Below are 20,839 nucleotides of genomic sequence, written 5' to 3' on the forward strand. Positions count from 1 at the left end.
ATGGTCTAACTGTTAACTTGAACCGCCATCAACTTGATTTGACGAACAGCCTTTTTTATTCGCCCTTAAAGGCATCTCTTACTTTGTTGAAAAAGTTACTATCTTTTTCTTTAACTTTGTCGCCACCAGCTTCAGCAAATTGTTTCAAAGCACTACGTTGTTCACTAGACAACTTACGAGGTGTAACGATATTAACTGTTACCTTTTCATCACCGATACTCTTACTGTTTAAAACTGGAGCACCTTTACCACGTAATCTGAATGTTGTTCCTGTTTGAGTACCACTTGGGATATTCAATTCTACAGGACCATGAACTGTATTAACCTTGATCTTATCGCCTAATGTAGCTTGTGGGAAACTGATATTTACTGATGCATAAATTGTCGAACCATCACGTCTGAACTCCTTACTTGGAGCAACATGAAAGACAATATACAAATCACCATAAGGTCCACCGTTTGTTCCGGCTTCACCTTGACCATCTAAGCGCATTTGTTGTCCATCTTCAACACCAGCTGGAACTGTAACCTTAAGTTCATGCTTTTCATTTACCTTACCTGAACCATGGCAAATGTTGCACTTTTCTTTGATTTCTTTACCAGTACCATTGCAGACATCACAAACAACTCTTGTACGCATACGGCCAAGTGGAGTTTGACGATCTACTTCAACATAACCTGAGCCATGACATTTAGAACATGTTTCTGGATGTGTACCAGGTTTAGCACCTGAACCACCACAAGTTGAACATTCCTCTTCACGATTGTAAGAAATGTTAGTCTTCTTACCAAAGACACCTTCTTCAAAAGTCAAATCCATGCGATATTGTAAGTCGGAACCTTGTCTTGGGGCATTAGGATTTTGACGAGCAGCACCACCGCCACCAAAGAATTGACTAAAGATATCTTCAAAGCCACCGAACTGATCACCAGCACCGGCACCACCGAAGCCGCCAAATCCACCTTGGCCACCATTCATACCGGCAGAACCATATTGATCATATTGAGCACGCTTTTGTGGATCCTTTAAAATTTCATAAGCGGCATTAACTTCCTTAAACTTTGCTTCAGCATCAGGTGCTTTATTCAAATCAGGATGATACTTTTTTGAAAGTTTACGAAATGCTTTTCTTATATCGTCATCAGAAGCGTTTTTATCAACGCCTAGTACGTCATATGGATTTTTATCTGCCATTAAATCACCTTTGCATGACAGGACATTTGAGTCCTATTCCTTTTTAACGCTCAAAAGAGCAGTTATGTTCTTACTATACCATAATTGGTTTTAGTAATTAAACGACTGCTCTTTATCACAATTATTATTTCTTATCTTTATCAGGATCTACTTCTGAGAAGTCGCCATCAACTGTATTGTCATCGCCTGACTTCTTATCATCAGCTGAACCTGTACCAGCAGCACCTTTATCGCCGCCAGCTTGTTGTTGTGCTTGTTGAGCTTGTTGATAAAGTTTTACAGAAAGATCTTGAACAATCTTGTTCAAATCGTCACGTTTCTTCTTCATGTCTTCAAGATCACCTGAGTCTTGAGCTTTCTTCAAAGCATCACGGGCATCTTGGGCTTTCTTGATTTCATCGTCAGAAACTTTACCTTTAACGTCTTTTAGAGTCTTGTCTGTTGCAAACAATGTTTGTTCAACGTCATTCTTAACATCGACTTCTTCCTTACGTTTGTTATCTTCCTCTTCGTGTTCCTTAGCTTCTTTCATCATCTTATCAATTTCTTCATCACTCAAACCTGATGAACTCTTGATAGTGATCTTTTGTTCCTTGTTTGTTCCCATATCCTTAGCAGAAACATTTACGATACCATTCTTATCAATATCGAATGTAACTTGGATTTGAGGTACACCACGAGGTGCAGCAGGAATATCTGTTAATTGGAAACGACCTAAGGTCTTATTGTCAGCAGCCATTGGACGTTCACCTTGTAAGACGTGAATATCAACAGCACTTTGGTTATCAGCAGCAGTTGAGAATACTTGTGACTTGCTTGTTGGGATAGTTGTATTTCTATCGATCAACTTAGTGAAGACACCACCCATTGTTTCGATACCAAGTGATAGAGGTGTAACATCAAGTAAAACAACATCCTTAACATCACCAGAGATAACACCACCTTGGATAGCGGCACCAAGAGCAACGGCTTCATCAGGGTTGATTGAGTGGTCTGGAGCTTTACCAGTCCATTTAGCAACAGCATCTTGAACAGCAGGAATACGTGTTGAACCACCATTTAAGATAACCTTGTCAATATCTGAATTTGTAAGGTTTGCATCTTTCAAAGCATTATCAACAGGGATCTTTGTTCTTTCAACAAGATCTGATGTCAATTCATCAAACTTAGCACGTGTCAATGTTTCTTCCAAGTGAAGTGGACCATTAGCACCTGATGAAATAAATGGAAGACTGATTGATGTTTGAGCAACACCTGATAAGTCCTTCTTAGCTTTTTCAGCAGCATCCTTTAATCTTTGAAGAGCCATCTTGTCTTGAGCTAAATCAACGCCATTCTTAGCTTTGAATTGTTCAACTAACCAGTCGATGATCTTTTGGTCAAAGTCATCACCACCAAGATGTGTATCACCATTTGTTGAAAGTACTTCGAAGACACCGTCACCTAATTGAAGAACGGAAACATCAAATGTACCACCACCAAGATCATAAACAAGAACTTTTTCGTCACCCTTGTCATTATCTAGGCCATAAGCAAGTGCTGAAGCTGTTGGTTCGTTAACGATACGTTGAACGTTCAAGCCAGCAATCTTACCAGCATCTTTAGTTGCTTGTCTTTGTGAATCATTGAAGTATGCAGGAACTGTGATAACAGCATCTGTAACCTTTTCACCTAAGTAGTCTTCTGAGAACTTCTTGATGTGTTGTAGAATGAATGCTGAAATTTCTTGTGGTGTATATGATTTGCCGGCTACAGTAACTTTGTAACCTGCTTCACCCATGTGACGCTTGATTGATGAAACTGTATCTGGGTTAGTGATTGCTTGACGTTTTGCAACTTCACCAACTTGGATTTCACCATCTTTGAAAGCAACAACTGAAGGAGTAGTTCTTGCACCTTCTGGGTTTGTAATAATCTTTGGAGAACCGCCTTCAAGAACGGCTACAGCAGAGTTTGTAGTACCTAAATCAATACCAATAACTTTTGACATAAACCTTAACCTCTTTTTAATTTCTTTATTTAATTATTTACTATTGAGCAACAACGACCATTGCTGGACGAAGTACACGATCTTCTAATTTATAGCCCTTTTGTAAAACTTGTACGACTGTATCCTTCTTATGTTTATCATCAGCAGGAACAGTTTGAACAGCTTGACTATCTGCTGGATCGAATTTTTCACCAGCATTGTCAATAACAGTCACATGGTTATCTTCCAATGCTTTAGCCATATGCTGTTGCACCATTTCAATACCTTTTTTAAGTTGCTTGCTGGCATCATCGTCAGCATCAACTGCTAAGGCACGTTCAAGATTATCGATAACGGGAAGAATCTCAGTTGCCAACTTTTGACCATCATATTTAAGAATTCCAGCGACTTCTTTACTATGACGCTTGTTCATATTTTGAAGTTCAGCCTGTGTTCTTAAAAGATTGTCTGACAACTCATCATTCTTAGCTTTAAGATCTTTGATTTCTTGATCTTTGGGATCAACCTTAGCATCCTTTTTAGCTGACTTTTTATCAGCTTTATTATCAGTCTTGGGAGCTGCTTCCTTAGCATTCTTCAAATCTTGATCTTTTTCTTTATCTGCCATTACTTCCTCCTAAATTTCAAGAATCATCATACCTTGAATAATAATCAATTAATCTTTTGGCTAATTCAACTCTGAACTCACCAAGTAAACCTATCAACTGTGAATAATGCATTGTTGTTGGTCCTAATAAAGCAATAACACCTTTACCATGATGACCAACATCATAATTAGCAGTGATAATACTGTAGTTCTTTAATGCATCACTCCCAAGTTCACTTCCTAGACGAACCTTAATGGCATCATCAGAAATGCTTGGATCAATCAATTTTCTTAAATCAGTACTTTGATTGATGATTGAGAACAATGATTGAACCTCTGATAAATCATCATTGTTAGCATAATTTAACAAATTCAATTGTCCATCAACATAATACTTCTCAGCACCAGCCTTCTTAAAGAGCTGATCCATCATATCCAACAAACCATCAGTTGAATACATATATTCAGAAAGAATTGCAGGAACATCGGTATGAAGCATTTGAATAACCTTAGGTAAAGGTTGTCCAACCAACTTATCATTTACAATATTTACAATTTTTTCAATTAATGAAGTATCAAAATCATCATCAATTGTATAAATATTATTCTCAACATTATTATCACTTGTGACAATGATTGCCATGAGTTGATGTGGATTCAAGGGAACGATTCTAAAACCTGTTAAAAGAACTGAACTGCTCTCTGGTCCTAATGTGATTGCTGTATAACTAGTTAAATGAGATAAAATTTTGGCAGATTGTTCGATAATATCATCAATTTGATGATAAGTTTTACCAAAGTCATCGTCAATTCTCTGTGCTATATCTTGCGGTACACTAGTTGGTTGTACCAGATGGTCCAGATAATAACGATATCCCATCGCTGAAGGAATTCTACCTGATGAAAGATGAGTCTTCTCGAGGTAACCCACTTCTTCAAGTACTGCCATTTCATTTCTGATTGTCGCAGAACTTACATGAAAAGGTAATTCATTCATCAATGTCTTCGAACCAACCGGCTGGCCGGTATCTGTGAATATGCGCACGACTTCTCTCAAGATTGCATCTTGACGTTGTGATAGCATTATACCGTCCTCCTTTTTAGCACTATTCATACCTGAGTGCTAACAATGTAAAATATAACAATCTATCCCTATAGTGTCAAGTATGCACGCTCAATTTTTGAAATTATTTGCTAAAAAATTCAGAAATCTAAAAAAGAGAACTCTTGATGACATCTCTATTGTCATTTGCCCAAGTTCTCTTATTTTTTTGATAAAACTTTGATTGAATTAATCTTATCTAATTCCAATTGTTTGACTAACCCTGATGCTCCATCAAACTTAACTTCACCACGCAAATATTTAACCCATTCCAATGCCACATATTCACCATAAATATCAGCATCAAAATCGAAAATATTAGTTTCAATTGTAACTCCAGTATTCTCTTTGAAGGTTACATTATAGCCCACAGATGTCATCGAATTGTACCAAGTATCGCCGACTTTAATTCTTGTGGCATAAACCCCAATTGAAGGAATTAACTGATTACCCTCGGTTGCCAAATTAGCTGTTGGATAACCCAAAGTTCGACCTCGTTGCAAACCATGAACTACTGTCCCTTGATTCTGATAAGTATATCCTAAAAATTTATTAGCTTCTTCTACTTTATTTTCAGAAATAAACTGCTTGATTGCACTTGAACCAATTTTTCGATCATCCAAAACTTGTTCTGGCACAGTCACAATTTCAAATTCATTATGTGAATACTGTGGTAATGTCTGCATATTGGCAATATCTTTTTTTCCATATGTATAATCAAAACCAGCCACAACAAATTTAGCCTTTAAATCAATCATATATTGATTGACAAACTCTTGAGGCTTTAATTGTGCAAATGCCTGTCCAAATTCAACAAAATAGAGCCGATCAACTCCAAGTTTTTCTACTAACTCGGCTTTTCGGTCCATTGTTGATAGGTATTTATAATCTGTTTCATGTTGATACACCGTTCTAGGAGAACGATCAAAGGTCAATAATACTGATTTTAATCCGTGTTTACGGGCAAGATCTACTCCCGTTTTAATAACTTTTTGATGACCAAGATGTACCCCATCAAAAAAGCCCATGATTAAAACTGTATCCTCAGTTGGGCGTTGTTGCTCTAGAAGCGGATGTTTAACTTTAATAATCTGCATTTTCAATCTCTTCTATTTATTATTTAATAACATTAAATCTGGAATCCACATATTTCTTACTTTATCATACTTGTAAAGTGCCTTGGTCACTCCTGCTCTTTGAACTCGCAAACGATCTTCTATATCAGAATCAATTTCCGGTTCCAAGAAGCCACCATGTGACACACGTACTTCCCACTCTTCATCGGTCAACTCGTGTTTAGGAACATCACTTAGAACTTCATCAATCGACTTCAAAAAGCTTGTATCGTTCTTCTCAAGCATTTTTTCAATTTGTCCTAAGGTGAAGGTTTCATCAATTGAAAAAGCGGCACTCTTTACTCGTGTAAGTTGGGACATAAAGGCGGGATATCCTAAAATGCGACCAAATTCAACCGCTAATGTTCTTACATAAGTTCCTTTAGAACACTTAACATGAAATTTGAGTGTTTGATACCCTGTTGTTTCATCAAAAATTGGATCCCCCATAATATAGAAATCATAAATATGAATTTGTCTCTTAGGACGTTCAACTTCAAGTCCAGCACGAGCATATTCATAAAGCTTTTTGCCATTAACTTTTACTGCTGAAAACATTGGTGGAATCTGTGTTAAATCACCTGTCATTTGTTGAAAAACTTGTTGTAGATTCTCATTAGCTATTGGTCCGACTAATTTCTTCTCTTCAACCGTTTCGCCTTCACGATCTTCAGTTGTGGTTGATTTGCCTAAAGTTATCTCACCCTCATACTCTTTAGGAGAGCCTGTCAGAGTATTTACTAGTTTAGTAGCTTGTCCTACACAGATGGGTAAAACTCCGTCTACCAAAGGATCTAAGGTCCCTGTATGACCAATTTTTCTAGTATGTAATATTTTTCTTAACTTATAAACATAGTCAGAACTTGTTTGTCCAATTTCTTTATTTAATGGAATTACTCCGTCCATAATAATCTCCGTATCTAAATGTCATTAACAGTAATTTTACTAGTATTTTTATAGAATGAAAAGAAGCCATAAATAAAAAAAGATAGGAAACCCACTTTCGGATTTACCTATCTTCTTTAATATCAAATTGTATTAACGATTTGCTTCATCCTGATGTAATTTAGCAATCAACTTATCAATCTTTTCACCATAGCGAACTGACTGATCCTGCTTAAATTCCAATTCAGGTACTTTATACAACGTTAAGTTTTGACCCAATTCTCTTCTAATTAGTCCAGTAGCTTTATCCAAACCAGCTTGAGTCTTTTCAACATCGCTAGCTTTTTCAGATAAGATACTAAAATAAACGGTTGCTTGTTGCAAATCACCAGTCATTTCAACACCAGTTACTGTAACTCCTTGAACTCTAGGATCACGAACACGTTTTAAAAGAATATCGTTAACTTCTTTTTGAATCTCTTGTTCAACTCGACCAATTCGATGTTTTACCATATTCTCATCTCCTATTTAACTGGAACTTCTTCCATTACATAGGCTTCAACTTCGTCACCAATCTTGATGTCGTTGTAGTTCTCGATTGTGATACCACATTCGAATCCAGAACCAACTTCTTTAACGTCATCCTTAAATCTCTTAAGTGAAGCAAGTTTACCTTCCATGACAACAATACCATCTCTGATAAGTCTTACACCACTATCACGTTGAATCTTACCACTGTTTACGTAACAACCAGCAATTGTACCAATCTTAGAAACATTGTATGTTTCACGGACTGTTAAGTTACCAATAACTTTTTCTTCATAAACTGGTTCTAGCATACCCTTCATGGCAGCTTCAATTTCATCGATAGCTTTATAGATAACTCTGTGTAGACGAATATCAACCTTTTCATCCTTAGCTTGAACCTTAGCTTGAGCTGTTGGACGAACATTAAATCCAATAATGATGGCATTACTTGCAGCAGCAAGGTTAACATCACTTTCAGTAATAGCACCTACGGCTGAATGGATAATGTTGACACGAACGCCCTTAACTTCAATCTTCTTCAAACTTCCGGCAATAGCTTCAGCAGAACCTTGAACATCGGCTTTAATAATAACGTCGACTTGTTTAAGTTCTCCTTCTTTCATTGTCTCGAACAAGTTATCAAGTGTTACAGGGTTAGTATTTTGACGTTCCTTTTGAAGAGCACGACTAGCACGTTCTTCACCAGCTGCACGAGCTGTCTTTTCATCGTCAAAGACAACAAACTTATCAGCTGATTCAGGAACATCATTCAAACCAGTAACCTCTACTGGTTCTGAAGGTTTAGCAGCAGTAATTTCTTTACCATTGTAGTTAGTCATTGTTCTAACACGACCAAAGGTATTACCGACAACAATTGGATCTCCAACATGTAATGTACCTTGTTGTACCAATAATGATGCAACCGGTCCACGGCCCTTATCCAATTTAGCTTCAATAACTGTACCAATAGCTTTTTGCTTAGGATTTGCTTTAAGTTCCAAAACATCAGCTTCAAGTAGAATCATTTCTAGCAATTCATCGATATTTGTACCCATTTTAGCTGAAATATTAACAAAGATAGTATTCCCACCATAATCTTCAGGAACAAGATCATACTTCATCAATTCTTCAGTAACGTGTTGTGGGTTAGCACCCGGCTTATCGATCTTATTAATGGCTACGATGATAGGGTCATTTGCGGCCTTAGCATGGTTGATAGCTTCAATTGTCTGTGGCATAACACCATCATCAGCTGCAACAACTAAAATAACGATATCAGTAATATCAGCACCACGAGCACGCATATTAGTAAAGGCAGCATGTCCTGGAGTATCCAAGAATGTAATCAATCTGTCTTGAAGACGTACTTGATAAGCACCAATATGTTGTGTGATACCACCGGCTTCAGAAGCTGTAACATGTGTATGTCTCAAGTGATCAAGCAAGGTTGTCTTACCATGATCAACGTGACCCATAATAGTTACAACTGGTGGACGTGTTACTAGATTATCAGTTGTATTAGCTTCTGTTTCGAAGTACTTGTCAATATCAGCAACATCTTCTTCAACTTTTTCTTCAGCCTTAATACCATAATCAGCAGCCAATAATTCAATTGTATCCTTATCCAAGGACTTGTTTTGGTTAATCATAATACCAAGCATAAATAGCTTCTTAACAATTTCAGCTGGTTCTCTATGAATTAACTTACCAATATCTTGAGCGTTCATACCAACAGAGTAAACAAGTGTTTCTGGTAATGGACGTTCCTTTCTTTGTGGCATTGGCTTCTTAGGTTCGGTACGTTGACGTTGTTGACGTTTACGTTCCTTTTTCTTTCTACGACTACCAAATGGATTAGCAAGGTTTTGCTTGTGTCCAAAGTCACGATTACTATTAGTTGGCTTTGCCTTCTTGTATTCTGGCTTAGGAACATTAGTATTTGCAACAGTTGTCTTTGGTGCTTCTTTAGCCTTAGCAGCTACATTGTTATTGTTGTTAGGTCTTCTGTTTTGGGAATTGTTGTTATTACGATTATTGTTGTTGCTATTAGTATTGTCATTATGGTTGTTATTGTTGTTTCTATAACGGTTATCGTTATTAGGGCGGTGATTGTTCTTATGATTATTGTCACTACTATTGTGATTATTGTTATTGTGACTGTTATTTCTAGTTGGATGACTAGGAATACGACTAGCATCTTGAATATTTGTCTTAAATTGTTCTAGATACTTGTTACCAGCACTTTGTCTTGGACGTGGAGCTTGTCCTTGTGTAGTAGAACGATCACGTCTGTTATTGTTGTTACGATTGCGATTATCACGTGATTGAGAATTACGATTATCATTTCTTCTATTCCCGTTATTATTGCGATCGTTACGGTTGTTACTATTAGTACTATTATTATTGTTGTTACTATTGTTAGCATTATTGCTATTTGGGCGATGGTTATTGCTGTTAGGACGATTACCATTGGAGTTGTGATTGTTATTGCGATGGTCAAAATGACCCTTACCCTTATTAGCATCTCTTCTTACAGCAGTAATCTTAATCTTAGTCTTGTGATCACCTGAATTGTGGTTACCACTTTCATGTTTCTCACCTGTAGATTTTTGCACATGATTTTGTGCATGATTATTGTGTTGAACGGGGGCAGGTCTACTACCATTATTACTTGTGTTGCTTGGCTTTTTACCACTCTTTAAGTTACTTACAATTTTCTTTTCGTCATTTTCATCTACTGATGACATATGGTTCTTCACATCCATACCCAATTTTGTGGCAGCATCAAGAATTACTTGATTCTCAACACCATTTTCTTTTGCAATAGTATAAATTCTCTTTTTGACCATCCTATCACTCTCCTTAATTGTTAATTGTCCATAATATCTTTTAACCTTTTAGCAAATCCAAAATCTGTTATTCCCACAACTTTTCTGTCTTTTCCAATAGCAGTTTTTAACGAAGCACTATCCACCGTATCAATTACCGGCACCTTATAGTAAGTCGCTTTATTATGTAAATCTTTCATTGTTCGTGGACTACAGTCATTAGCCATAATAACTAATTTCACTTTGCCATCACGAATGCCGTTTATAGTCAGTTCTGTTCCACTGATAAATTTACCAGCTCTAACAGCTAACCCTAAAAAATTATAAAATGAGTTCATTAATGTTTCTTTCCCAAATCACCAAAGAGATCCATTCTGGCCTTTTGATGATCGACAAAATCAAATAATTCATCATAAAAATTCTCTGGTACTGCATGTGAGAATACTTTTTCTAGTGATTTTTTAGACTTTGCATTTTTAATGGCTTCAGGATCTAATCCAACATAAGCGCCACGGCCGGCTTTCTTTCCAGTTGGATCAATAGAGATGTTACCATCCTTATCCTTAACAATCCTTACCATTTCTCTTTTTGGATACATCTTATTCGTTAAAATATCTTTACGCATAGGTATCTTACGAGTTGGCAAATCTATCACCTCTCTTATTCTTCTGAATCTGTTGAATCGTCTTCATTATCTATTTCATCTGAATTATTTGCAGCTGGATTCTCTGCATCATCAGCGTTAGCAGCATTTTCGCGAGTCTTTTCAATATCGATCTTGCCACTTTCAACATCACTGATATCGACATCTTGATCGTTATCATCAACGAATTCAACTTGTGATTCAGGTTTGATATCAATCTTATAACCAGTCAATTTAGCAGCTAAACGTGCATTTTGACCTTTCTTCCCAATAGCTAATGATAAATGATAATCAGGTACAATTACAATACATTGTTTCTTATCATTTTCATCAAATTGAACAGCGATAACTTCAGCAGGGTTCAACGCATTAGCAATGAAATCAACAGGATCATCAACATATGGCACAACGTCAATATTTTCACCATTTAATTCATCAACAACAGCTTGTACACGAGTACCCTTAGGACCAACACATGTACCAACAGGATCAACATCAGGATTGTCAGATTTTACAGCAATCTTAGTTCTGTCTCCAGCTTCACGAGCGATTGAAACAATTTCTACAGTTCCATCATATATTTCTGGAACTTGTTGTTCAAATAATCGTTTAACTAAACCTGGATCAGTTCTAGATACAAAGACTTGAGGTCCCTTTGTAGCATTTTCAACCTTAGTTACATAAACACGAATTCTATCACGTGAATTATAAGTTTCACCAGGCATTTGATCATTCTTAGACATAACAGCTTCAATCTTACCAAAATTAATATAAACGTATCTATTATCGCTACGTTCAACTGTTCCTTGGATAATTTCATGTTCATACTGGCTGTATTCATTATAAATGATATCACGTTCTGCTTCACGAACACGTTGCATAATGACTTGTTTAGCAGTTTGAGCCGCAATACGTCCAAAATCTTTTGGTGTTACTTCTTCTTGAACGTGATCACCAACTTCGTAACCTCTACTTTTCTTCTGAGCATCTTCAAGACTAACTTCCAAACGATCATCTACAACATCTTCAACGACTTCTTTAACCGCATAAACATGTATATTACCCTTTTTAGCGTCAAATTCAACATTAACGTTTTGAGCTTGATTGTAGTTTCTCTTATAAGCAGCTACCAAAGCAGCTTCTAGTGATTCAATAACATATTCTTTTTTGATGCCCTTTTCGCTTTCAAGCGCATCAAGTGCTTCAACCATTTCTTTACTCATGATTTTCTCCTTAGAATTCGATTGCAAGTCTGAGCTTAGCGATGTTATCTCGACTAATTTCTACTTGTTTCCTTAAATTCTTAACTTTAATGTTCAAAGTTATCTTGGTATCCGTTACTTCTAGTAAAGTTCCCTCAAAAGCTTTTTGACCATCTTGTTTTTGATAAAGAGATGCATGCACATAGTCGTCAACATAATCAGTAAGACTTTCATCGTTCTTCAAGGGACGTTCTGCACCTGGAGATGAAACCTCTAAGTAATAAGCAGGTTCAATTGGATTCAATTCATCCAACTTTTCACCGTACTCTTCACTAATAAGCGCGCAATCATCGATGCTGATTCCACCCTTCTTATCTGCATAAACTCTCAAATACCAATCTCCACGTTCGTGAACGAATTCCAAATCAACAAGAAAGAAATCATGTTGATCCAAGATTGGCTTTAAAATGGCTTTTAATTCTTCAACTTTTGTATCCAAGGACATTCCTCCAAAGTAATCGGCAATAAAAAGAGTGAGCATTTCTGCTCACTCATTAATCAGTAATTAACTAGTAGTTAATTTAACATATATTTAATATTAAAGCAACTTATAACAACCATACCTAGAACAATGATAACTGATTTTCATCCGGCATGCCATCTAAAACATGATTTTCTGTCATATATTCGATAACTGTCTTTGAAACTTTACCACGAGTTCCCAAATCTTGTTTAGATAGGAATGGTTGCTCTTCACGTGCAGCCACAATTTGTTTAGCAACGTTATCACCTAGTCCAGGAATAGCATTGAAAGGAGCTAATAAAGTTTTATCATCAATGATCTTAAAATCAAAGGCATCGGACTTATCCAAATCAACCATCTTAATCTTAAAGCCACGTTCCAAACATTCATTAGCTAATTCCAAAACTGTAAGAAGGTTCTTCTCTTTAGTAGAAGCATCCATCCCTTTATCATTGATAGCTTTCATTGAAGCCTTAACTGCATCTTTCCCAGTTGTCATCGCAACCAAGTCAAAATCATCGGCACGAACTGAGAAATAAGCACAGTAATAATAAAGTGGATGATGAACTTTAAAGTAGGCAATTCTTAACGCCATAATAATATAGGCTGTCGCATGAGCTCTAGGGAACATATACTTGATCTTCAAACAAGAATCAATATACCAGTCAGGCACATCGGCATCTTTCATAGCTTGTTTCCAATCATCAGGAATACCACGTCCCTTACGAACATGTTCCATAATTTGGAAAGCCATTTGTGAATCCATACCATAGTGAATCAAATCCATCATGATATTATCACGACAACCAATAACTTCCTTCAAAGTTACAACACCCTTGTCAATCAATTCTTCCGCATTACCTAACCACACATCAGTACCGTGTGATAATCCTGAAATTTGTAATAATTCGGCAAAGGTAGTTGGATGAGTTTTTTCTAACATTCCACGAACAAAACGTGTACCGAATTCGGGAACGCCTAAAGTTCCTGTTTTTGAGAAAATTTGTTCAGGAGTAACATCTAACGAATCAGTCCCTCTGAATAACTCCATAACTCCAGGATCCTTAACCGGCAGAGTCTTAGGATCAATACCTGATAAATCTTGAAGCATACGAATCATCGTGGGATCATCATGTCCCAGAATATCAAGCTTCAAGATATTATCATGGATAGAATGGAAATCAAAATGGGTTGTCTTCCATAGTGCGGTTTGATCATCCGCTGGATATTGAATTGGCGTAAAATCAAAAATATCCATGTAATCTGGCACAACAATGATACCAGCCGGATGCTGACCAGTTGTACGTTTAACTCCGGTTGAACCCATAGCTAAACGTTCTTCTTCAGCATTTCGGAAATTTTGACCTGTTAGTTCCTCATAATTCTTAACGTATCCGAAAGCTGTACGATCAGCAATTGTACCAATTGTACCAGCTCTAAATACGTGATCTTCTCCGAACAATACTTTGGTATAGTTATGCGCTACTGGTTGATAGTCGCCAGAGAAGTTCAAATCGATATCAGGAACCTTATCACCCTTGAAACCAAGGAAAGTTTCAAATGGAATATCCTGACCATCTTTTTTCATATTTGTTCCACATTTAGGACAATCTTTATCTGGCAAATCATATCCTGAACCAACTTCACCTTTGGTAAAGAACTCAGAATATTTACAATTAGGGCAACGATAGTGTGGTGGCAAAGGATTAACTTCAGTAATACCAGTCATTGTAGCAACGAAACTAGATCCAACTGATCCACGAGAGCCAACCAAATATCCATCTTTATTAGATTTATAAACTAAACGTTGGGCGATTAAGTAAATAACTGAGAAACCATTTCCGATAATACTCTTTAATTCCCGATCCATTCGTTTCTGAACTAATTCTGGTAAAGGATCACCGTAAAGTTCATGTGCTTTGTTCATTGTTAAACTACGAATTTCATCTTCGGCTCCCTCCATCTTAGGAGTATAAAGCTTATCCTTAACCGGAGAAATTTCATCAATTGAATCCATAATTTTTTTGGGATTATCAACTATAATTTCTTGTTCAGTTTGTTGATCCATAAAATCAAATTCATCGAACATTTCATTAGTAGTTCTAAATTGCACATCAGGTAATTCCGGTCTACGTGCCAGAGCATTACTCTTTACAGCTTTAATAACAATATCTCGATAGACCTTATCATGTGGATCAAGATAATGAACGTCTCCTGTCGCAACAACTGGTTTGTTCAACTCTTTACCTAATTTAACAATATTTTTGATGATTTCTTGTAAAGCATCTTCATCTTTAATAATTTTAATGTCAATTAGATGTTGGTATAAAGTCTGTGGCATAACTTCTAAGTAATCATAATACTGTGCCAATTCACGAGTATCGTCATAACCCTTTTGCATCATACTAGTAAAGACTTCACCATTTTCACAAGCAGATCCAACAATGATACCCTCACGATACTTATTTAACAGTCTTCTAGGCACACGTGCTGTTCGATAAAAGTAACGTGTCATTGAATAAGAAACAATCTTAAACATATTTTTCAAACCAGCCTGTGTTTTAGCCAAAAGTACTGCGTGACTTGGTCGAGCCTGTTTATAAGCCTCTTCACCACCAACATGGTCATTCAATTGATTAACGTTTCTAGTTCCAAACTTATCCTCTAACTCATCAAACAATTTATACATCAAATACCCAGTTGTCTCGGCATCAGAATCAGCTCTATGGTGATGTTCTAGAACAATATGATAACGTTTAGTCAAAGAATCCAACTTGTGATTACGATACTCTGAGTGGAGAGTTCTCGACATTTCCAAAGTATCAATAACTGGCATTGCTAGACGTGGGCGTCCCATTCTTGTCAAAGCCGCATTCATGAACCCCATATCAAAAGTAACATTATGACCTACTAAAATATCATCACCAATGAAGTCCATGAATTCACCAATAATTACCGTTTCATCTGGCGCATCTTTAACCATATCATCCGTGATACTAGTCAAGTTAGTTGTTACTTCCGACAAAGGATGACCCGGATTGATAAATTTATCAAAGCGTTCAATCACTTCGCCATCTTTCATCTTAGTAGCACCAATTTCAATGATTGAATCATAGACGGCAGATAAACCCGTTGTTTCGGTATCAAAAATAACATATTCCGAACCATTTAGTGGTTGATCTCGTAAGTTATAGGCAATTGGATTGCCTTCATCAACCAAATCAACTTCCACACCATAAGCAATTTTAACTCCGAACTTCTTACCAGCATTATAGGCTTCTGGGAAGGCTTGCAAAGCGCGATGGTCGGTAATAGCAATTCCCGTTTGTCCCCAGTCACTAGCGCGTTTGATCAAATCAGTTGCACTAGGAATAGCATCCATTTGACTCATATTAGTGTGAGCATGTAGTTCAATTCGTTTATTTTCATCCTCAGCTGTATCTTTACGCATTTCATGTTTAATAATATTGATATCATTAGCCATGATTACCAATTCACGTGAGAAATTATCTTCTTGAACGTTACCACGAACTCTAATCCAAGCACCTTGATCCAAACTAGCAAAGAAGTTTTCGTCATCTTCACCATTAGAGAATTTTTTGATACTAAACGATGAAGTATAATCGGTAACTTTCATAATCAAAAGTGAACGACCAGACTTCAACTTACGAACATCAATATCAAAAACGTAACCTTCAACGACTTTATTACGATCTTCTTCAATAATATCAACCATTTGAGTAACTTCTTGATCATCAGGAATTTTACGACCAACTTTAGAAACATTACCTGCTGGTTTAGCCGCTTTTTTGGCACTAACTTCTTTGGCTTTGGCTTGAAATTGCTTAGTTTTTTCAGCATTGGCAGCTTTCATAGCTTCGGTTTTTTCTTGATATTTAGCTTTATCGACATTTGTTCTAATTCTAAAGTCAGGAAAACCCAAACTACTGTATTCAGACTGTAATCCATCAATAACTTTTCCATCAACAAAATCAGCCATAAAACTATTGGAAACGTCCAAAAAGACCTGGCCATTCTCAACATGTGGTGGTGTTTGACTGATTTTATCCAAAACCATTGGAGACTCAACATTACAGTCATTCAAAACATAATTCCAATAATCTTTGATCTCACTTTCAGACAATTCTGAATCAGTTGTTTTGATTTCAAAATTAACTTGTGCAATACCATCAAAACTGGCTTTTAAAGCTTTAACAAATGTCATGAAATCATTGAATGGCAACACGCGTTTAAATTCAAAAAAGAATGTCCAGCGTTTACTGTTCTTATGAACTTCAAGTTTATTTAATTTTCCATCGATAAACGCATCACTAGACGTCAACAAACTATCTAGTTTAATTTGTTTAACTAAAATTTCAAAAAGTTGTTTTGTATCTGACATATTCTTTCCTTCAAAAAATAAAAAAAGGCCTAAGCCTCATTACTGATTCTTAAGCAATATTTTTACTGAATTTACTAATTCATTTTTACTTACTTCAATTGTCTCACCGGTGCTTCTAATCTTTAGTTCGACAATTCCATCGCCAGCCTTTTTACCAACAGTAATTCTAATAGGAATACCAATTAGATCAGAGTCGGCAAACTTAACGCCGGGACGTTCTTTACGATCATCAAGTAAGACGTCATATCCTTCATTTTGTAACAATTCAACGATTTCGTCACTTAATTTGCCTTGAACATCATTGTTGTACTTGATAGGAACAACATGAACTTGATATGGAGCCAAACTAACTGGCCAAATAATACCATTTTCATCACTGTGTTGTTCAATGATAGCTGTCAATAGACGAGAAATACCAATACCATAACTTCCCATGATCAATGGATTAGATTTACCATTTTCATCTAAGAAATTAGCACCAAGTGCCTTAGAGAATTTAGTACCCAATTTGAAGATATGGCCAATTTCGATACCACGTGTAAATTTGATATGACCATGACCATCAGGTGAAACTTCTCCCTCTTTGATAACACGGAAATCTCTAAATTCTGGTGTTTCATCAACAATATCTTCAAAGTTAGCATTAAACAAATGGACATTAGCTTTATTGAAACCAACAACAAAATTCATCAAGCCAACTAATGAACTATCATAAAGTACCTTAACTTTATCGTTGATACCTTTAGGTCCAATGAATCCAGGTACACTACCAAAGACATCCTTAACCTCGTCAGGAGTTGCTTCACGTAAGAAATCAGCACCTAAATAGTTCTTCAACTTAACATCGTTTACATCGTAATCTCCACGAATCATAACCATAACTGGTTCATCATCAGCCATGTAGGCAACAGCCTTCATAATTCTTGAAGGTTCAACTTTTAGCAATTCTGCCAAAGCGTCAATTGTATGTACATCTGGTGTATCAACAACTTTTGCTTCTTTTTTATCTTCAACTAAATTTTCTTCCATTTTACTTGCAGCCATTTCAAGATTAGCTGAGTAATCACTGTCATCTGAGTAGGCAATTGTATCTTCACCGATAGAAGCAATAGCAGAAAATTCCTTTGAATCAGTACCACCCATGGCACCGGCATCACCGATAATAGCTCGATAATTTAAACCACAAATATCAAAAATATTACGATAAGCTTGTTCCATTTGGTTAAAGATAACATCAAGTTGTTCTTTATTAGCTGTGAAAGAGTATGCATCTTTCATAATAAATTCACGGCCACGAAGTAAACCATTACGAGGACGATCCTCATCACGATATTTCATTTGCATTTGATATAAAACAAGAGGTAATTTCTTGTAACTATTCAAACTTTCTTTTACAACACTAGTAAATGTTTCCTCATGAGTTGGTCCCAAGATGAAATCACGTTCATGACGATCTTTAAATTTAAATAAGTTATCGCCATAAGTTTCATAACGACCACTTTCCTTCCAAAGATCAGCTGGTAAAATTGCTGGCATACGCATTTCTACGACATCAATTTTTTCCATTTCTTTACGAACAATATTTTCAATTCTTTGAATAACTGACCAAGCTAATGGTAAGTATGCATATACCCCTGCAGAAACTTGTCTAATATAACCAGCTCGCAACATCAACTGATGACTTACAGCCTCAGCATCTGAAGGAGTTTGCTTCAGTGTTGGAATATATAATTTTGATTGTTTCAAGTTCTTATCCCCCTATTTTATAAAGAAGCGCTGAATATCATTCCATGTAACAGCAATCATCAACAAGACTAGAATTCCGACACCAATCAGTGTAATAACAGTTTCATACTGTTCAGGAATTGGTTTTCTTCTGATTGCTTCAACGATATTTAATAAAATTTTTCCACCATCTAAGGCTGGAATTGGAATTAAATTAACAATACCTAGATTCATCGATAGCATTGATGTAAATAAAATAATATTAATAATACCTTGTGATGCCACTTTTGAAGTCATCGAGTAGATCCCCACCGGACCTGATAATTGATTAATATTAAAACCACCGGATACCATTTTACCTAATGCATGGAACACCATTACGGTCGTTCCCCAACTATATGAAAAGCCGTACTTAATCTTAGCCCAAGCACTTGAATCAGTTTTTGGCATAATACCAATAAACCCATAGCTTTGACCTTGTGACTTAACAGACTTAGGAATTAATTTAATTGTTTTAAGTTTTTTATTTGATTCAACTTTTAAAGTAACTTTCTTACCAGGGTTATTTTGAATGTTAGTTGATAAAGCAGTCCATGAACTAGTCTTCTTGCCATTTACACCTACAATCGTATCGTTAACCTTCAAACCTGCTTCTTGAGCAATTGAATTCTTTTCGATATGACCTAATTGATTAGTGGCAACACCATTCATCATGAAAGCAGCTAAAATAGCTGCCAAAACTGCTAGAACAAAATTATTGAAAGGACCTGCAAAATTAGTAATCATTCGCTTCCAAACAGAAACGGACTGAAGTTGAACATCGCGTGGTGCGATTTGAACCTCAGTACCGTCTTCTTCAACAATTGTTGCATCATGATCAACTGAATATTTCTTAACGACAGTTTCGTCGCCATTTTCATACCCTTCAATCACTAAATCATCGACTAAATCTGATTTAGAAATTTGAACGGGGACCGCATTTGCATCATAAACCTTACTGGAAGTTATTATTTTTATTACTTTATCTTGATCATTTAATACTAAAGATGCCATCGTTCCTGGTTGAATATCAGAATCATCTTCCTGAGCACCAGCCATACGTACATATCCACCTAAAGGTAATAATCTCAATGTGTATGTCGTATGATTCTTACGGTAAGCGACGATTTTCGGACCCATTCCTACAGAAAACTCACGAACCAAAATTCCTGATTTTTTGGCAGCATAATAATGTCCGAATTCATGGACAATAACTAATATTCCAAAAACGATTATAAATGTAATTATCGCGGTCATTTTAACCTCCACGAGATGCTTAAACTAAACCGAATATGTGTAACAAAGGTAATACGATTAACATACTATCGAATCGATCTAAAATTCCACCATGTCCTGGCAAAATATTTCCTGAATCCTTAACTTTGTAATATCTCTTATAAGCTGATTCAATCAAATCACCCATTTGTCCCATGATTGATAGAACAAAGGCAATCATCAACATTGTTGTCATTGAGTACTCTTGAGGTACAAAGTACATGTAAACACCAGAAAGAACTAGAGCCATGATAATACCGGCAATTGTTCCTTCCCAAGTTTTATTAGGACTAATTGCAGGCCATAATTTATGCTTTCCAATTTTTCTACCAAATGTATAAGCAAAAATATCCGTTGACCAAACAACAATCAAAGCATACATTAACAATCCCAAACCGGGATCTGAATTTCTTACAGCTGCTAAATAGTGGAATCCTGTACCAATGTACAACATTGAAACCACTGAAACGCCTGCATCTTCAAAATTAAACTTGTTCTTTGTTAGTACTGTAATAATCAATAAAATCACTGCAAAAACATAGAATAAATCTAATCTTGAAAAACTTTTTGGAAACCACCCACGGTAAAACCCATTAGGAACCACTAAGGCTAGCGTTCCTAGGATAGTTACTAAAAAGTCAAATGAAACGATGATACGTTTACGCATAATATAAACTTCAAAGACACCGACTGCGGCTAGAGCTGCTGCTGCAACTTCCAGCCAGACTCCACCTGCAAGCAATATGGGAATAAAGATTGCTAGTGCAATAACGGCAGTAATGACACGTTGTTTCATAATTT

General features: G+C 36.3%; 16 protein-coding genes. All 16 read right to left on the reverse strand.

The annotated features are described in order from the left end of the window. Positions 1-55: 55 nt before the first annotated feature. Positions 56-1,195 carry a molecular chaperone DnaJ gene (gene dnaJ / locus FD33_RS08430; protein WP_025085193.1) on the reverse strand — a complete coding sequence of 380 codons (1,140 nt, stop codon included), beginning with the start codon at positions 1,193-1,195 and terminating at the stop codon, positions 56-58. 124 nt (positions 1,196-1,319) lie between these two features. After that, positions 1,320-3,185, reverse strand: coding sequence for a molecular chaperone DnaK (gene dnaK / locus FD33_RS08435; RefSeq protein ID WP_025085192.1), 1,866 nt, complete (start codon positions 3,183-3,185; stop codon positions 1,320-1,322). Between the two features lie 40 nt (positions 3,186-3,225). Next, the gene (gene grpE / locus FD33_RS08440) at positions 3,226-3,792 is read right to left on the reverse strand and encodes a nucleotide exchange factor GrpE (RefSeq protein WP_025085191.1); all 567 of its coding nucleotides are present in this window, start codon (positions 3,790-3,792) and stop codon (positions 3,226-3,228) included. A gap of 16 nt (positions 3,793-3,808) precedes the next feature. Next, entirely contained in the window at positions 3,809-4,855 is a 1,047-nt protein-coding gene (gene hrcA, locus FD33_RS08445; protein ID WP_025085190.1) for a heat-inducible transcriptional repressor HrcA, read from the reverse strand. 179 nt (positions 4,856-5,034) lie between these two features. Continuing rightward, entirely contained in the window at positions 5,035-5,970 is a 936-nt protein-coding gene (gene ribF / locus FD33_RS08450) for a riboflavin biosynthesis protein RibF (RefSeq protein ID WP_025085189.1), read from the reverse strand. A gap of 12 nt (positions 5,971-5,982) precedes the next feature. Beyond that, a complete protein-coding gene (truB, locus tag FD33_RS08455; RefSeq protein ID WP_025085188.1) occupies positions 5,983-6,894 on the reverse strand; it encodes a tRNA pseudouridine(55) synthase TruB in 912 nt (303 codons plus the stop codon). 132 nt (positions 6,895-7,026) lie between these two features. Then, complete coding sequence (gene rbfA / locus FD33_RS08460; RefSeq protein ID WP_025085187.1) at positions 7,027-7,386, reverse strand: 30S ribosome-binding factor RbfA; 360 nt, start codon at positions 7,384-7,386, stop codon at positions 7,027-7,029. A gap of 11 nt (positions 7,387-7,397) precedes the next feature. Then, positions 7,398-10,250 carry a translation initiation factor IF-2 gene (infB, locus tag FD33_RS08465; protein ID WP_025085186.1) on the reverse strand — a complete coding sequence of 951 codons (2,853 nt, stop codon included), beginning with the start codon at positions 10,248-10,250 and terminating at the stop codon, positions 7,398-7,400. A 20-nt stretch (positions 10,251-10,270) separates the two neighbouring features. Then, a complete protein-coding gene (locus tag FD33_RS08470) occupies positions 10,271-10,567 on the reverse strand; it encodes a L7Ae/L30e/S12e/Gadd45 family ribosomal protein (RefSeq protein ID WP_056955904.1) in 297 nt (98 codons plus the stop codon). Then, complete coding sequence (rnpM, locus tag FD33_RS08475) at positions 10,567-10,875, reverse strand: RNase P modulator RnpM (protein WP_025085185.1); 309 nt, start codon at positions 10,873-10,875, stop codon at positions 10,567-10,569. Before rnpM ends, FD33_RS08470 begins: the two co-directional genes overlap by 1 nt. 14 nt (positions 10,876-10,889) lie before the next feature. After that, a complete protein-coding gene (gene nusA / locus FD33_RS08480) occupies positions 10,890-12,095 on the reverse strand; it encodes a transcription termination factor NusA (protein WP_025085184.1) in 1,206 nt (401 codons plus the stop codon). Between the two features lie 10 nt (positions 12,096-12,105). Next, positions 12,106-12,579 (reverse strand): ribosome maturation factor RimP, encoded by a 474-nt coding sequence (gene rimP, locus FD33_RS08485; RefSeq protein WP_034544097.1) that lies wholly within the window; start codon positions 12,577-12,579, stop codon positions 12,106-12,108. 118 nt (positions 12,580-12,697) lie between these two features. Then, positions 12,698-16,999 (reverse strand): PolC-type DNA polymerase III, encoded by a 4,302-nt coding sequence (locus tag FD33_RS08490; protein ID WP_056955905.1) that lies wholly within the window; start codon positions 16,997-16,999, stop codon positions 12,698-12,700. A 39-nt stretch (positions 17,000-17,038) separates the two neighbouring features. Then, positions 17,039-18,745, reverse strand: a complete 1,707-nt coding sequence (locus FD33_RS08495; protein ID WP_056955906.1) for a proline--tRNA ligase — start codon at positions 18,743-18,745, stop codon at positions 17,039-17,041. A 12-nt stretch (positions 18,746-18,757) separates the two neighbouring features. Beyond that, entirely contained in the window at positions 18,758-20,020 is a 1,263-nt protein-coding gene (gene rseP / locus FD33_RS08500; RefSeq protein ID WP_025085182.1) for an RIP metalloprotease RseP, read from the reverse strand. A 19-nt stretch (positions 20,021-20,039) separates the two neighbouring features. Next, complete coding sequence (locus FD33_RS08505; RefSeq protein ID WP_025085181.1) at positions 20,040-20,834, reverse strand: phosphatidate cytidylyltransferase; 795 nt, start codon at positions 20,832-20,834, stop codon at positions 20,040-20,042. Positions 20,835-20,839 lie beyond the last annotated feature (5 nt).

It is taken from the genome of Companilactobacillus paralimentarius DSM 13238 = JCM 10415, assembly GCF_001434985.1.
GTDB lineage: Bacteria > Bacillota > Bacilli > Lactobacillales > Lactobacillaceae > Companilactobacillus > Companilactobacillus paralimentarius.

What these genes read in the sequence shown, in the direction of transcription:
- dnaJ (WP_025085193.1), bottom strand. Translation starts at nt 1,195, where the DNA reads ATGGCAGATAAAAATCCATATGACGTACTAGGCGTTGATAAAAACGCT.
- dnaK (WP_025085192.1), bottom strand. Translation starts at nt 3,185, where the DNA reads ATGTCAAAAGTTATTGGTATTGATTTAGGTACTACAAACTCTGCTGTA.
- grpE (WP_025085191.1), bottom strand. Translation starts at nt 3,792, where the DNA reads ATGGCAGATAAAGAAAAAGATCAAGATTTGAAGAATGCTAAGGAAGCA.
- hrcA (WP_025085190.1), bottom strand. Translation starts at nt 4,855, where the DNA reads ATGCTATCACAACGTCAAGATGCAATCTTGAGAGAAGTCGTGCGCATA.
- ribF (WP_025085189.1), bottom strand. Translation starts at nt 5,970, where the DNA reads ATGCAGATTATTAAAGTTAAACATCCGCTTCTAGAGCAACAACGCCCA.
- truB (WP_025085188.1), bottom strand. Translation starts at nt 6,894, where the DNA reads ATGGACGGAGTAATTCCATTAAATAAAGAAATTGGACAAACAAGTTCT.
- rbfA (WP_025085187.1), bottom strand. Translation starts at nt 7,386, where the DNA reads ATGGTAAAACATCGAATTGGTCGAGTTGAACAAGAGATTCAAAAAGAA.
- infB (WP_025085186.1), bottom strand. Translation starts at nt 10,250, where the DNA reads ATGGTCAAAAAGAGAATTTATACTATTGCAAAAGAAAATGGTGTTGAG.
- FD33_RS08470 (WP_056955904.1), bottom strand. Translation starts at nt 10,567, where the DNA reads ATGAACTCATTTTATAATTTTTTAGGGTTAGCTGTTAGAGCTGGTAAA.
- nusA (WP_025085184.1), bottom strand. Translation starts at nt 12,095, where the DNA reads ATGAGTAAAGAAATGGTTGAAGCACTTGATGCGCTTGAAAGCGAAAAG.
- rimP (WP_034544097.1), bottom strand. Translation starts at nt 12,579, where the DNA reads ATGTCCTTGGATACAAAAGTTGAAGAATTAAAAGCCATTTTAAAGCCA.
- FD33_RS08490 (WP_056955905.1), bottom strand. Translation starts at nt 16,999, where the DNA reads ATGTCAGATACAAAACAACTTTTTGAAATTTTAGTTAAACAAATTAAA.
- rseP (WP_025085182.1), bottom strand. Translation starts at nt 20,020, where the DNA reads ATGACCGCGATAATTACATTTATAATCGTTTTTGGAATATTAGTTATT.
- FD33_RS08505 (WP_025085181.1), bottom strand. Translation starts at nt 20,834, where the DNA reads ATGAAACAACGTGTCATTACTGCCGTTATTGCACTAGCAATCTTTATT.